This window comes from Nitratireductor sp. ZSWI3 (assembly GCF_024655565.1).
In the GTDB taxonomy this organism is placed as follows: Bacteria; Pseudomonadota; Alphaproteobacteria; order Rhizobiales; family Rhizobiaceae; genus Nitratireductor.
This window is the reverse complement of sequence record NZ_JANKOF010000020.1, coordinates 24,096-38,551: the sequence shown is the minus strand read 5'-3', so window position 1 is coordinate 38,551 and position 14,456 is coordinate 24,096. Positions and strand designations below refer to the sequence as shown.

The window sequence follows — 14,456 nt, the reverse complement described above, 5'->3', positions numbered from 1 at the left end:
ACAGGACCGGACGATGCATACGGCCCCGAGCACATCGTGGCGGCGTCTTGCCGATCAGGTCATCGCCCTGATCGACGAGGCGCTGAATCGACAGGTCAACGCCATCCTGCACCATCCTGATTTCCAGGCAATGGAAGCTGGATGGCGCGGGCTGGCGATGCTCGTGCGCATGGGGTCGAAGAGCACCGACGTGAAGATCAAGGTGTTGAGCGCCAGTTGGCAGGAGCTGACGCGCAGCATGCGCCGCGCCACCGATTTCGACCAGAGTGCCTTGTTCGACCTCGTCTACAGCCGCGAATTCGGCATGCCGGGTGGAGAGCCGTTCGGGTTGCTCGTGGGAAATTACCACCTCTCGCCCGACGGCGGGGACGATCCGGTGGGCGTCCTGGGCGATGTCGGCATGCTTGCGGCTGCTGCCTTTTGCCCTTTCATTGCGGGTGCATCGCCGATGATGGTGGGCCTGGAGAGTTTCGCCGAGCTCAATCGCGTCTCCGACCCCGCCCGCATCGTCGACATGCAGCACCGTATGCGCTGGGATTCCTTACGGGCGCGCGAGGATTCGCGGTTCGTCGGCCTTGTCGCGCCCCGCATTCTCATGCGCTCGCCCCACGAGCCCTTTTCGCCGAGGCGCGACGACGGTTTTCCGTTCCGCGAGGAGATCGCCGCGGACGGCAGTTCGCTGTTGTGGGGCAATGGTGCGTTCGCTTTCGCCGCCGTGGTCATCCGCAATTTCATCGAATCGGGTTGGTTCGCCGACATTCGCGGTGTAACCCAGGATGCCATCGACGGCGGACTGCTTTCGGCGCAGGAACTCGCACCCTACGAATTCGGAACGGAGAGCCATGGCCTGTCGGCCCAGGCGCCGGTCGAGGTGAGGTTGACCTCCTCGCAGGAGCAGCAATTCTGCGATCTGGGATTGATCCCCGTCGCCAGCACCTATCTCTCGTCGTCCGCGATCTTCAATTCCAATCAGTCGATCCACGCGCCGCAACACTACTCCAACGAGAACGCGCGGCAGAACGCCCGGCTGGCCGCGATGCTGCAATATGTGCTCTGTGCCTCGCGCTTCTCGCATTACCTGAAGGTCATCATGCGCGACGAGATAGGGCAATTGTCCGATGCCCGCATCATCCAGCGCAAGCTTTCCGACTGGTTGACCGGCTACACGCTCGGCAACGATGATGCCGACCTGTCGTTGCGCACTCGGTTTCCGCTGCGCTCGGCCGGCATCGAAGTGGAGGAGATACCGGGCAAGCCGGGCATGTTCTCCTGCACGGTGCGGCTGCAACCGCACTATCAGCTCGACGACGTGTCGACCAGCTTCCATCTCATCGCAGAAACAACGGCCGCCCAGACCGGCACATTCGCCCAGCCCACAGAGCAAAGGATGTCCGCATGACACTCTCCAGGAAGATCGCGACGCTGCTTGGCGAAAACGCGCTTTCCGCTGCCCTGGATGAGGCGCGCGAGCATGTGAAGGGGGATCCGACCGACAAGGAGGCGCGCCATCTCTATATCGACCTGTTGATCCTGTCCGGCCAGTTGGAAAAGGCGGATGCGCAATGTAGTCTTGCCGCGACATTCTCCCCGCAGGACACGATGGGTTTCGCGCTTTTGCGCAACCAGCTCCGTGCCATGGTTGCGCGGCAAGCCTGGTTTGAAAGCGGTGCCGTTCCCTCGTTCCCAGGTGGTCCGACGCCGCTCGACCGTGCGGCGCTCGACATGGCGCTGACAGTCCGTGAAGGTGCAGGCGATGCGCAATCGGCGCTGTCGGGCTTTGACGATCAGCGCGGCGAGCGTCCGATCTACTGGAACGGAAAGAAGGTTGCCGATTTCCGCGATCTCGACGATCGGCTACCCCATGCGCTCGAAGTGCTCATGACGGGCGGCGCCTATCTGTGGGTGGATTTCTCGCAGGTCGCTTCCGTCACCGTGGAGCCGATCGCGCGGCCGCGCGATCTGGCTTATCGCCGCGCCGAACTCACCCTCAAGGATGGCGCGATCGCGCCGGTGCTCCTGCCGGCCATCTATCACGGCACCAGGGACGATCCGACCTTGCTGCTCGGACGCGAGACCCAGTGGATCGAGGAGAACGGCATCACCACCGGCCGGGGGCAACGTTGCTTCCTTGCCGGCGATGAATTGGTCTCGTTCCACGACGCCAGGTCGTTTGGTGTCGAGGCCGAAGGCGAACGCGAGAGGATGCTCGATGCCTGATCCACTCGAGCGCTACCGGCCCGGCGAACGCGTTCTCGCGCGGTCGATCCTGGATCGGCTCGTCGATCCAAACCCGGAGTCGGCCGCCGATCCGCAAGTAAGCCTGGTCGATCAGGTCCGTGAGATGCGCGAGGCGATTCGCCGTGACCTCGAAGCGCTCCTCAACACGCGCCGATGCCCTTCTGCGCCGCCTGCAGAAATGTCCGAACTGAGGGACTCCCTCCATACTTACGGCATGGACGGGATCGTCTCGGCCAATCTGGTGACGGACGAATCCAAGCTGGCGTTGGCCCGCTCGCTCGAACGGCGGATTTCGATGGTCGAGACGCGGCTTTCGGACGTACATGTGACCATCCTGCAAAAGCGTGCCGCGACCGAGCGCACGCTGCGCCTGCGCATACAGGCCTCCTTTCGGCTGCATGAAGGTATGCCGCCGATCAGCTTCGAATCGACCATCGATCCGTCGACGCAGCGTTTCCTCGTGGAGGCGCCGCGTGGCTGAAGGCTTCCTCCAGCGCTACAATGACGAGCTGGCCGCACTGCGGCGCAGAGCATCGCGCTTTGCCGAGAGCTTCCCCAAGATCGCCGGCCGCCTGCGCCTTACCGGCGAGATCGCCGACGACCCGCATGTCGAGCGCCTTATCCAGAGCTTCGCCTATTCGGCCGCGCGCGTTCGACAGAAGCTGGATGACGAGTTTCCCGAGCTGACGAATGGGCTCCTGGAAACACTCTATCCGCACTATCTAGCCCCGATCCCCTCGATGAGCATCGTGCACTTCACGCCGGGCGACACGCTCGCAGGCGTGCAGACCATACCGCGGCATACCGAGATTCTGGCCGAACCCATTGGCGGTGAGACCTGCCGTTTCCGTACGACGCAGGATGTCGAGATCGCGCCGGTGCGCCTTGAGGCGGCGCGGCTCGGCGGCCTGCCCATAGAGGCTCCGCTTTCCTCGTTCGGCGGTGCCGCATCGTGCCTGCGTCTTTCGGTGCGTCACACGGACAGCTCGAAATCGCTCGAGGAAGTGTCGTTGCGGCGCCTGCGCCTCCACCTTTCCGGCGGCTGGCGCGAGGCCAACGCGCTCTACGAGCTGCTGGCCAATCACACGCTCGGCATCGCGCTGGCGCGTCATGCGGACGACCCTGATGCCATGCTCCTGCCGAAGAGCCATCTGAAGCGTGTCGGCTTCGAGAAGGACGAGGCGATGCTGCCTTATCCGACGTCGAGCTTCACGGGCTACCGCTTGCTGACGGAGTTTTTCGCTCTGCCGCAGAAATTCTTGTTTCTGGAGATCAACGGTCTGGAGCGATGGACCGGCGAGACGATGGACATTTTCATCTATCTCGACGAGGCCGACACGAAACTCGAGCGCCGCGTCGGTACGAGCGATTTCGCTCTCCACGCGGCGCCTGTCGTCAATCTCTTCCGTCAAGCCTGCGAGCCGATCTTGCTCGACGGCACGCGAACGGAACATCGTCTGCTGCCGGATTCGCGCCGCCAGCGCACGCGGGAGATCTATTCCGTCGAGCGCGTCCTGGTCACCAGCCGCGTCGGCAAGGAGGAGGTGTGCCGGCCGTTCTTCGGCCGTTCGCTGCGCGGCGCCGCGACCGATCGCTTCTGGCAGATCGAGCGCCGTTTCGACGATGGGGAGGGCTTTTGCGACATCGCTTTCGTCGATGCCGAGCGGAATGCATCCGCGCGGCTCGACGCGGTCGCCAGCGTCGATGCTCTTTGTCTCAACCGCGACCTGCCGGAGAAGCTGCCCTTTGGTGGCGGACACCCCCATCTCCAGATCGCCTCCGGCCATGAGGGCGTGGCGAAGGTGGAAGCGCTGATACCGCCGACGCCGTCGGTGAGGTTGCACGACCATCACGGCCGGAACTGGCGGCTGATCTCGCATCTGCTCCTCAATCACCTTTCGTTGTTCGATAATGACGGTGCGGCGCTCAAGGACATCCTGTCGCTCTATGCCTTCCGCGATGCGCCGGAGACGAAACAGCTCATTGATGCCATAGCCCGCGTCGAGGCCCGTTCCTCGACCGCGCGGCTCGGCCATGGCGGCCTGGTGCCTGGGACGGAAATTGCGCTCACTTTCGATCCGGCAATGATCGACCGTGGATCGGCCTATTTGTTTGGCGCGGTGCTCGAGCGGTTCTTCGGCCTCTACACATCGATCAACAGCTTTACGCGGCTGACCGTCTCGCTGCGCGGCCAGTCGACACCGGTGGCGAAATGGCCGGCGCGGGCGGCCGAACGGCCGCTGCTCTGAGGATCGGGCGATGAACGAAACCGTCAGACCCGAAGAGATCGACCTCGCCGAACGGCTCGAAGCCGATCCGGGCCGCTTCGAGCCGACGACGGCCTTTCGTGTGGCCCAGGAGGCGAGTGATGTGCTCGCCCTCGCATCCGGCGTCGGTGTGTCCACCGCGCCGCTCGCCGTAGACGGCTTCAGGAGAAGGAGCGGCGAAGCCAGCCTGCGCACCGCTTTTCCGGGGCTGCTCGGGCCGGTCGGTGCGTTGCCGCCGGCCTACAATGAAGTTGTCATGCGTGAGGAGCGCAATCGGGCGCGCGGCCTCAAAGCCTTCCTCGACATGCTCAGCGCCCGAATGGTCGAGCTCTTCGTCGACGCCAGCGAAAAGTATCGCCTGCCGCGGCTGATGCGCTGGCGCGGCGGTGCCGCGGAGACGTTCAGGAACGCGGTGTTCGCGCTCACCGGCTTTCGCACGGCTCGCCTGCGGGAGACGGCCGGGGTCGACGACGAACTCGTCCTCCGGTTCAGCGGTTTTTTCGCAGCGCGCACACGCAACGCCTCGAACCTCGAAGCGATGCTCGGCGAGTTCACCGGCCTGCCGGTGCGTGTCGAGCTCTTCCGCGGCCGCTGGCTGTCGGTGCCGGAGGCGGAGCAGAGCCGCATGACGCGCGATGAGCCCGTGCAGCTCGGCGTCGATGCGATGGCAGGAGCTGCCATCCGCGATTTCAGCGGTGGCTTCCGCGTTGTCATCGGCCCGCTGGCCTATGCCGACTATCTGGCGCTTGCGCCGGGTGGCCGCGCGGCGCGCGAGCTCTTTGCGCTGACGCGCCTGTTTGTCGGCTCAGGCCTCGATTTCGACATGCAGGTGATCCTGCGCAAGGAAGACGTGCCGTTCTGCAATCTCGGCGGCAAGGGTGGCGAGCGGCCGCGCCTTGGCTGGAACAGCTGGGCTCTCGGAACGCCGGCTGTCCACGACTGCGGCGATGCAATCCTCACGCGACACGCCATCTTGGGCAAAGGCGGGGGAGGCGTGACATGACGCTTCGCCTTGAGCTCAAACCTGCCAAGGGTTTTGGCGACGGTGCGCCGCGGCAACGCTGGTACTTCGAGACCGGAAACCGCACCATCGGCAGAGCGGGCGATTGCGACTGGCAGATACCGGATCCCAAGCGCACCGTTTCAAAGCTCCATTGCGTCATCGAAAGCGACCGCAACGGCTTTCTTCTGCGCGACAAGAGCGCGAACGGATCACGCGTCGACGGCGTGATCGTCCACGAAGACGAGACCGTTCCCCTTGATGCCGGATCTGTGGTCGAGATCGGCGATTTCGGCTTCGTCGTCGCGATCAGCGGCGAGCGGGACGCTTCCCATGACGACCCGGATGCCGACCTGCGGCTCGGCGACGACAATCTGACGATCTCGTCGATCCTCGCGGACGTGGCGCCGTCTGCCCGCACGGCCAGCGGGTTGCGGGGCGCGGTCGGTGAAGGCGAAGATTGGCTCGCCGGCGTGACCGCCGAGCAGGCAAATAGCGGCACGCCGTCGTCGCGAAACGTCGAGATTGGCTGGCACGGCGCACCCGATACGGGCGGGTTCTCGCCAGTGCTGCCTGACGACTGGAACCAGGAGACCGAGACGAGCACACGTTTCGAACATGTTTCTGCGACGCGCGCACCGGTCGCCGTGGTGCGCAGCGCGCCGGTTTCGCAAGAGGCAGAGGCTGAGCGCCCCGTAGAGACCGCCCCGGGAACCGATGAGGTGGAAGCGGCGGTCGTGGCTGGGACCACCCATCCAGACACACCACCGGTTCCGGCTGCGGACCTGCACCGTCTGGGGACACTGCTGGCGCGCTGCGAGGAGGCGAGTGGCGAGCTTTTCTCCAGGCTCGGCATGGACGCCGACGGCCCGTCTGCCGCTTCCTTTTCATTTTCCGATAGCGGAGCGGAAGCGCTGGCGTTGCGGCTCGATGCGCTGCTGCAAGACCAGATGCGGCTGGCTTTGGCGCTCGATGGCATGTTCGCCCGCGCCACGCGGCAGTTCGATCCCTCGATGCTTGAAGCGCTGATCGATGCGGAACCGCGCCGCCTTACCTGGGGAAGGGAACTGCCCTGGCTCCGAGATCGCACTTACTGGCAGGCTTATTGCGCGCAGTTCGAAGACGAAGGCGGTCGGCTCTCGGTTCACGATCTGCTTTGCCGGGCCGCACGGCAGGCGCTGCAGGAGCAGGATTCGGCCGAGGCCATACCGCAGGATGATGACAGAGAGGTTGACGCCCACCGATGAGGTACGAGAACAGGGTTGCCTGGAACGAAGGTATGTTCCTGCGCGTGCAGCACTTCCAGCAGTCGGACCGCTGGACCGAGAGGTTGGTGCGCACGAGCCTGCGTGAGCTGTCTCCATATCCCTGGGGTGTCGCCGAGATCGGCATCGACCGCAGCGCACTGGCGATCGGCCAGTTCGCGCTGTCGCATCTGCGCGGCATCCTGCCCGATGGGACACTCTTCGAAGCGCCCATCGATGCCGACTTGCCGCCGCCGCTCGATCTCGACGAGACCGTTCGCGACGCGACCATCTACCTGGCGCTGCCGGCGCGCCGTTCCGGCAAAGCGGATGTGGCGATGAACGGCGGTGCGTCGGCCAACGGCGTGCGTGTGGTTGCATCGCCCTACGAGGCGCCCGATTCAAACGTCGAAACCGATTTCATGGCGCAGATCGATGTTGGCCGGCTCAACCTTCGTTACCTCAAGACGGGTGACGATCTTTCAGGTTACGAGCTTATCGGCCTTGCGCATGTGATCGAGGTTCGCTCCGACAAGGCGGTGATCCTCGATCCGGCCTATATCGCACCGGCGCTCAACTGCGCGGCCGAGCCGCGTCTTGCCGAGCTCGTCACCGAGCTTCTCGGCATCGTGCGCCATCGCGCCGGTGCGATCGCCGAGCGCATCGGCGATCCGACCATCCGTGGCACAGCTGAAGTTGGCGACTACCTGCTGCTGCAGATACTCAACCGCGCCGATCCGATGCTGCGCCATGTTTCGGCGAACACGACCCGCATACACCCGATCACCTTCTACGAGCTGTGCATTCAGCTCGCAGGTGAGCTCGCGACCTTCACCTTCGATTCCAAGCGTGCGACGGACTTCCCGCCCTATCGCCACGACGACCTCAAATCGACATTCGCCGTCGTCTTCGACGATCTGCGCACGTCGCTTTCGGCAATGCTCGAACAGGCAGCGGTGGCGATCGATCTGGTCGAGCGCCGGCATGGTGTCCGCGTCGGCACGATCAACGATCGTTCGTTGCTGCGCGATGCCGGGTTCGTGCTTGCGGTGCGCGCCGAGATGTCGGCGGAGGATATCCGCCGCAATCTGCCCGCGCAGATCAAGGTCGGTCCGGTCGAACGCATCGCAGAACTCGTCAACGTTGCGCTGCCGGGCATTCCGGTACGCTCGCTGCCGGTGCTGCCGCGCCAGCTCCCATACCGGTCCGGCACGATCTATTTCGAACTCGACACCAAGAGCTCGCTCTGGAAGCAACTCGATACGTCGGGCGCGATTGCGATCCACCTTGCAGGCAATTTCCCTGAAATCGAAATGGAACTCTGGGCGCTGAGAGAATGAACAAGCAGAACTCCATTTCCTGGCAGGACCTGCCGACCGTCATCGAGTTGACCGACGACAGTGCGCGTAAACAGAAGACCGCGCAGCAGATGGCCGACATCCTCGACGACGTGATCGAACCGGTATCCGAAACCGCGAACGACGGTGCGACGAACCGTCGGCCGCCGCAAGCATGGTCCGTCGAGGCGATGGTGCGCGACTTCCGTTTCGGCGGCAGCGAGGTGCCGACCATCGTCGCCTCCGCCGCGCCGCTGCTCAATCTTGCCCACGCAATCCGGCAGAGCGACACACAGCCCGACACCGAACAGCTTCGCCGGGTGACGACGGAAGCCATCCGCCGCTACGAGCGGGACCTTGCCAGCGCTCGCATCAGTCCCGAGCGAGCGAGAGCGGCGCACTATGTGATGTGCGCGACCGTCGACGACGTGATCCTCAGCAAGTCCTGGGGCGTGCGGGCAGGCTGGGCGCGTTCCGGTCTGGTCTCGACCTTCCACATGGACGTGACGGGCGGCGACAAGGTATTCGACCTGCTCGACCATTTCCACAAGACGCCGGCGTCCAGCAAGGACCTCCTTCTCCTCATCTATCTGTGCCTCTCGCTCGCCTTCGAGGGGCGCACGCGGGTGTCGCCGCGCGGTACGCTGGAGCTCTCCCGTATCCGCGAGAACCTCTACAAGACGCTGCTTGGCCAATATGGCGTGTTCGAACGCGAGCTGTCGCCGCACTGGAAGGGTGTTGCCGCGCGCCACAAGCCGCTGCGCACCGCCGTGGCCCTGTGGACTTTGTTGTCCGTGCTCGCGCTCGTCTTCGCGTTTGGTTATCTGTTTTTCACGCTGTCGCTCAACCGTGCGTCGGATGGCACTTTCTCGCGTCTGGCAAGCGTTGGACCGGCTGACGCGCCAAGCGTTGCCGCATTGCCGCGGCCTGTGCCCGAACCGGTGGAGGAGCCACCCGTCATCGTGACGCCGCCGGAACCCGAGCGGCCGAGCGCGCTGGAAAACCTGCTCGCCTTCCTTCAGCCGGACGTCGAACGCGGGACCGTCCAGCTTGCCGATGCGGATGGCCGGCTTCTTGTCCGCATCGCCAACACCGGGCTGTTCGATGTCGGCAGCGCCGACGTCAGCGAAGAGTTCGTCGCGCTTTTCAGCCGCATCGGCGCCGCGCTTGCCTCGGAGGATTTCCGCGCCCTGGTGGTCGGCTATACCGACGACAGACCCATTCGCACCGCGCAATTCCCATCGAACTGGCAGCTTTCGGAGGCGCGTGCCAAGGCGGTGGGAGACATCCTCGCCCAGTTCACGGGGCCGGAAGCGATCCTGACGGTCGGTCGCGCCGAAAGCGATCCGATTGCCGACAACTCGACGCGGGAGGGCCGCGAAGCCAATCGGCGGACGGAGATACTGGTTCTCACCGATCCCAGAGAAAGCCTTGAGGCGGCCGGCATTGCACCGCTTCGCAGCACACCGCTTGTACAGGGCGGAGCGGAGGAGGGCGGCCGGCCATGATCAACCCTCTGAGCTACTTCTACACGCTCCGGTCTTATGTGGATTCCTATGCCGGGTTCCTAGGCGCACGGTTCCTGTCGCTGATATGGGTCGTCGCGATCTGCGTGGTCGTCTGGTTTTACGGCCATCTCCTCGGCTATGGCGATTTCAAGCCGCTCGCCGGCACCGCCGCGAGACTGACGGTCATCGGCATCGTCGTGGCCGTGTGGGCGATCTACCTGGTTGTCTCCATCATCCGCGGGCGCCGGCGCGACAAGGCGCTGGCGGAAGGGTTGGAGGACGATACGGCGGCAGAGGCTGCCCAGCGCCAGCAGGCCGAAGTCGGCGAAATCCGCGACCGGCTAAAGGAAGCGCTGGCGCTCATGCGCCGGGTCACGCGCAAGCGTTTCGGCTATGTCTACGAACTGCCCTGGTACGTGATCTTCGGCGCACCGGGTTCGGGCAAGACGACGGCGCTCACCAATTCCGGCCTGAAGTTCCCGCTCGGCGAGGCGATGGGCACGAAATCCGTGCAGGGGATCGGCGGCACGCGCAATTGCAATTGGTGGTTCGCCGAAGACGCCATCCTGATCGACACCGCCGGCCGCTACACCACCCAGGACGACCTAGACGGTGCATCCAAGGCAGGTTGGGAGGGATTTCTCGGTCTTCTCAAGAAATACCGCCGCTCGCAGCCGATCAACGGCGCACTGGTCACGATCTCCATCGGCGACTTGTTGACCCGCGAATCCGAAGCGCGGCTGGAGGAAATGCGCGCCATACGCCAGCGCTTGTCGGAGCTTGATGAAATCCTCCAGGCACGGGTGCCGGTCTATGTGGTGCTGACCAAAGCTGACCTTCTGACCGGCTTCGTGGACTTCTTCGACGGGTTCAACAAATCCGACCGCGAACAGGTCTGGGGCGCGACCTTCGCGCTCGACGAAAGCTACAAGGCACAAGATCTGCCGGATCGTTTCGTGGAAGAATTCGCGCTGCTCCAGGAGCGCGTCGGCTCAATGCTGATCGAGCGGATGCAGCAGGAACAGGATGTCGAGGCGAGGGGACGCATCTTCCGTTTCCCCGCAGAGCTCGCTTCGCTCAAGGAACGTTTGCACGAGATTCTGACGGAGCTTTGCTCCGGCTCCAGGCTGGTGGAAGCGCCGCTGCTGCGCGGCGTCTACCTGGCCTCGGGCACTCAGGCCGAAGAGGCAATGACCGGTGAGGCTGCATCACGCCCGCGCCGCAGCTATTTCCTGTCGCGTCTGTTCTCCGATGTCATCTTCGGCGAGGCGGCGCTCGTCGCCCGCGACCGGCGCCTGTCGCGACGCCAGTTCGTTTTGCGGCAGGTCGCTTACGGTCTTGCCGCCGCTGTGGCCATCGTCGTCCTGGCGAGCTGGACGGCCACCTATTTCCGCAATTTCGGCGCGTTGGCGCAGGCCGAGCAGCGGATCGACGCCTACGAAGACCACGCCCGCAACATCCCGATCCGCGATGTCGCCGACGCGGATTTCCTGCGTATCCTGCCGGCGCTCGACAACCTGCGCAACATTACCGCCGGCTTTGCCGACAAGCCTGTCTGGCAGGTGAGTTTCGGCCTCGATCAGGAGAACAAGATCAGGAGCCGTCAGCGCGAGGCCTATCAGCGGGCGCTCAACGGGCTGCTCCTGCCGCGCATGCTCTATCACCTGCAGGCGCGATTGGCCGAGGCAGAAGACCCCGCACGCAGCTTCGACGATCTCAAGCTCTATGCGATGCTCGGTGGCATGGGGCCGGCGGATCCGGATTTCGTCGCCGTGCAGGCGCAAGACATATTCGCCGAGCTCTATCCCGGTGAAGGCCGCGCAGTCACCCGCAGGGCGCTCGCCGCCCATGCGGAAAGCCTGGCCTCCGGACCCATTCAACCCATTGCGCTTGACGAACGATTGATCGCCGATGCGCGCGCCGTCATCCGCGAGCGCAGCGTCGCCGCTCGTGCCTACGATATACTCGAAGACCAACGCGCCGCGCGCCTGCTTCCTGCCTGGGTCCCCGCGGAAGCGCTCGGTCCGCTCGGCGAAAGGGCCTTCGTGCGTGCATCCCGGGCCTCGCTTCGCGAGGGGATGCCCGGCTTCTTCACCGCGCGCGGTTATCAAACCGTGGTCCTGCCGTCGCTGGCCTCCGCAGCCAGCGAGGCGCTCAGCGAGGAGTGGGTGCGCGGCGAGCAGAACCCTGCCGGCACGACCGTCGACAGCGTTTCGCGGGCAGCCGTCCAGCTTTATTTCGACAATTTCGAGAGAAGATGGCGGGCACTGGCGACCGATATGCGCCCCCGATCCTCGCAGTCATTGAAGGATGCGGCCGAGACTGTGCGGATGCTAGGGGGCAATCCCGCTCCGCTGGAGGCGGCGGCGAAATCCATTGCCGCCGCGACCAACCTCGATCCACTGGGCGCGGCCATTCCGGCGGCGAACGAAGCGGCATCGCTGGCCGCCGGCCTCACGCCGCCCGATCCGTTCGCCGGGCTCCGCGAAGTGGTCGAGGCCGCCGACGGCGACGCCCAGGCACAGGGCGCCGACGAGGCGACGCCCATGGCCGCGTTGCAGACGTCGATCGCGGCGCTTCACGACAGGCTTTCCCGCGCGGCGACCTCCACCGCGGAAGTGGCGCAGGTGTTCGATGCGGATAGCCAACTTGTTACCGCCAATCAGGATCTGCTGCAGCAGGGCAGACAATTGCCGGCGCCGCTCGACACGTGGGTGGCGGGTATTTCCGCCGATATCGCTTCGCTGGCGGTCAAGACGGCGCGAGCCCAGTTCAATGACCTCTGGAGTTCGCAAAACGCAGTCTGCACCAACATCGTCGATGGCCGCTATCCATTCGTCCGCGAGTCATCACGCGACGTCGCCATGAGCGACTTCGTCAGGCTCTTCGCGCCTTCCGGCGTTTTCGATCGCTTCTTCAAGGAACGCCTCGAGCCCTTCGTCGATACGACCGTCTCGCCCTGGACATGGCGTGGCACGTTCGGCGCGCCGGGAGAGCCGAGCGAGGCCCTTGCACAATTCGAGAACGCGGACCGCATCCGGCGCGCTTTCTTCCGCGAAGGCTCGGGGAGCCCGGCGGTGACCATAAATATCAAGCCCGTATCGCTGTCCGGCGGGGCGGAAGCCGTGATGATGGAGATCGAGGGGGAGAAGGTCGTCTATACAAACAACGGCCGCGTCCAGTCGAAATCCGTTCACTGGCCCTCCGAGGAATCGAAGAACCTCTCCCATCTCCTGTTCATGCCCGGCGGCTGGGACCATGCGATCACGGAAAATGGCGACTGGTCGGTCTTCCGGCTCTTTGACCGGGCGCAGATCTCGGACGAGGCGGACGACCTCTTCCGCGCCAGCTTCAGGAACGCTGGGCTGGAGGCGGAGTTCGAGGTGCAGTTCGGCTCCGTGCTCAATCCCTTCCGGCTCACGGCCTTGGCGGACTTCCGCTGTCCGTCGCAACTCTGAGATTGTCATGAACCAGCGCGAAGCGAGCATCGGGACAGCATCCGACAGGATCGGCTTCTTCGGCAAGGTGCCGAGCCACGGCGATTTTGTCGCCTCAGGTGTCAGTCCCGCCTTCCGGGAAGCCCTCGACCTCTGGCTGCAGGCGGGGATGGAGATGAGCCGTGAAGTGCTCGGCCCGCGATGGAAAGACCGGTTCGAGACGATGCCGATATGGCGCTTCGTCGTCCCGCGCGGCCTTTGGGGGCCTGCGACGCATGTCGGCGTGCTGTTGCCGAATGCGGATCGTGTCGGTCGTCAGTTTCCCCTGGTTGTTGCCGCCCAACTCGGCGACTATCGCGAGGATCCACGACAGCTCTGTTTCGACAGCACCTGGTTCACGGCCGCCGAGGCGCTGGCCGAGACCTCTCTGACCGACGAGTTCGATCTCACCGGCTTTCCGGCCGCAATCAAGCGCCTGCGGCTGCCTCACGCGCGGGATGCCGAGGATCGCGGGCAGCAGGGCTCGTCGCGCTTCGCGCATTCGACCCTGTGGTGGACGATCTCACCCGAGACCCGCAAGGTCCAGGGCTTCAGCACCGACGGTGCGCCAACGCCCGCCGATTTCATGAAGCTGCTGGAGATAGGGCGTCCGACCGCCGCCGATTCCACGGGAGAGGAGGGGCCTGCCTCGGTCGAGACGGCGGTGGCGGTCGTCCCTGAAGCGCCACGCAAGACGCCGGTTCACGAGCGCAGCTATGCCACGCATCCTGGCACGCGCCACGCGGTGAACGGCGATGCGCTTCTTGTCTCGCGGAGCCCGAGCCTTCTGGTCGTCGCCGATGGGATCGGCGACGACATTCGCGCCAAGGAGGCTGCCAAGACGGTGGTAAACGCGCTGTCGGCAACGGTTGCGCAGGAGACGCTCGCCAATCTCGTCCAGGAGGTGAAGGGGAAGCTTGGCCGTGCGCAGGGCCTGCTTCAGGTTTCGATGGCCGATGTGGATGAGCCCCGTGCAAGCGTGGTCGCGCTCGCTGGCCTCGGCGAAGATTTCGCCGTCATCTGGGCCGGCGATGCGCGCTGCTATCTGATGCGCGACGGCACGATGCGGGCATTGACGCGAGATCATGTCGAGGTCGGCTTGCATCGGCGGCTCTCGCGCAGCGTCGGCGGAATGCGGCAACTCGTCCCGGACGTGGTGGTCGATACCTTTCAAAGCGGCGACCGGCTGCTTCTATGCAGCGCGCCCCTGACGCGTGTCCTCGATGAGCGCACGATCGCCGGCATCGTCGCCGCGACGCCGGTGGCAGAGGCCGCGTCGACCCTCGTTCAGGAGAGCCTGATTGCCGGAACCCGGGAAAATGTCAGCGCCATCGTGCTCGGCGTTGAGCTGGCACAATGAACGTTGCGGGGGAGGGCCTCCCGCCC

The 14,456-nt window shown here is 64.8% G+C and carries 10 protein-coding genes; all 10 read left to right on the top strand.

Translation table 11 applies throughout. The annotated features are described in order from the left end of the window. Window positions 1–13: 13 nt before the first annotated feature. From tssC to tagF, 10 genes are read left to right on the top strand one after another with little or no spacing between them, the layout of a single operon-like run. A complete protein-coding gene (gene tssC, locus NUU27_RS09000; protein WP_257761755.1) occupies window positions 14–1,399 on the top strand; it encodes a type VI secretion system contractile sheath large subunit in 1,386 nt (461 codons plus the stop codon). After that, complete coding sequence (locus tag NUU27_RS08995) at window positions 1,396–2,217, top strand: type VI secretion system accessory protein TagJ (RefSeq protein ID WP_257761754.1); 822 nt, start codon at window positions 1,396–1,398, stop codon at window positions 2,215–2,217. The genes tssC and NUU27_RS08995 overlap by 4 nt, the downstream gene beginning before the upstream one ends. Beyond that, window positions 2,210–2,719 carry a type VI secretion system baseplate subunit TssE gene (tssE, locus tag NUU27_RS08990; RefSeq protein ID WP_257761753.1) on the top strand — a complete coding sequence of 170 codons (510 nt, stop codon included), beginning with the start codon at window positions 2,210–2,212 and terminating at the stop codon, window positions 2,717–2,719. Before NUU27_RS08995 ends, tssE begins: the two co-directional genes overlap by 8 nt. Continuing rightward, a complete protein-coding gene (gene tssF / locus NUU27_RS08985; protein ID WP_257761752.1) occupies window positions 2,712–4,487 on the top strand; it encodes a type VI secretion system baseplate subunit TssF in 1,776 nt (591 codons plus the stop codon). The genes tssE and tssF overlap by 8 nt, the downstream gene beginning before the upstream one ends. Window positions 4,488–4,497: 10 nt before the next feature. Next, window positions 4,498–5,508: a type VI secretion system baseplate subunit TssG gene (gene tssG, locus NUU27_RS08980; RefSeq protein ID WP_257761751.1), complete on the top strand. Its 1,011-nt coding sequence runs from the start codon at window positions 4,498–4,500 to the stop codon at window positions 5,506–5,508. After that, a complete protein-coding gene (locus tag NUU27_RS08975; protein ID WP_257761750.1) occupies window positions 5,505–6,752 on the top strand; it encodes an FHA domain-containing protein in 1,248 nt (415 codons plus the stop codon). Before tssG ends, NUU27_RS08975 begins: the two co-directional genes overlap by 4 nt. After that, the gene (gene tssK / locus NUU27_RS08970) at window positions 6,749–8,089 is read left to right on the top strand and encodes a type VI secretion system baseplate subunit TssK (RefSeq protein WP_257761749.1); all 1,341 of its coding nucleotides are present in this window, start codon (window positions 6,749–6,751) and stop codon (window positions 8,087–8,089) included. Before NUU27_RS08975 ends, tssK begins: the two co-directional genes overlap by 4 nt. Continuing rightward, window positions 8,086–9,594 carry a type VI secretion system protein TssL, long form gene (gene tssL, locus NUU27_RS08965; RefSeq protein WP_257761748.1) on the top strand — a complete coding sequence of 503 codons (1,509 nt, stop codon included), beginning with the start codon at window positions 8,086–8,088 and terminating at the stop codon, window positions 9,592–9,594. Before tssK ends, tssL begins: the two co-directional genes overlap by 4 nt. Continuing rightward, a complete protein-coding gene (gene tssM, locus NUU27_RS08960) occupies window positions 9,594–13,052 on the top strand; it encodes a type VI secretion system membrane subunit TssM (protein WP_257761780.1) in 3,459 nt (1,152 codons plus the stop codon). The genes tssL and tssM overlap by 1 nt, the downstream gene beginning before the upstream one ends. A 7-nt stretch (window positions 13,053–13,059) precedes the next feature. Beyond that, window positions 13,060–14,430, top strand: a complete 1,371-nt coding sequence (gene tagF, locus NUU27_RS08955; protein ID WP_257761747.1) for a type VI secretion system-associated protein TagF — start codon at window positions 13,060–13,062, stop codon at window positions 14,428–14,430. Window positions 14,431–14,456: the final 26 nt, after the last annotated feature.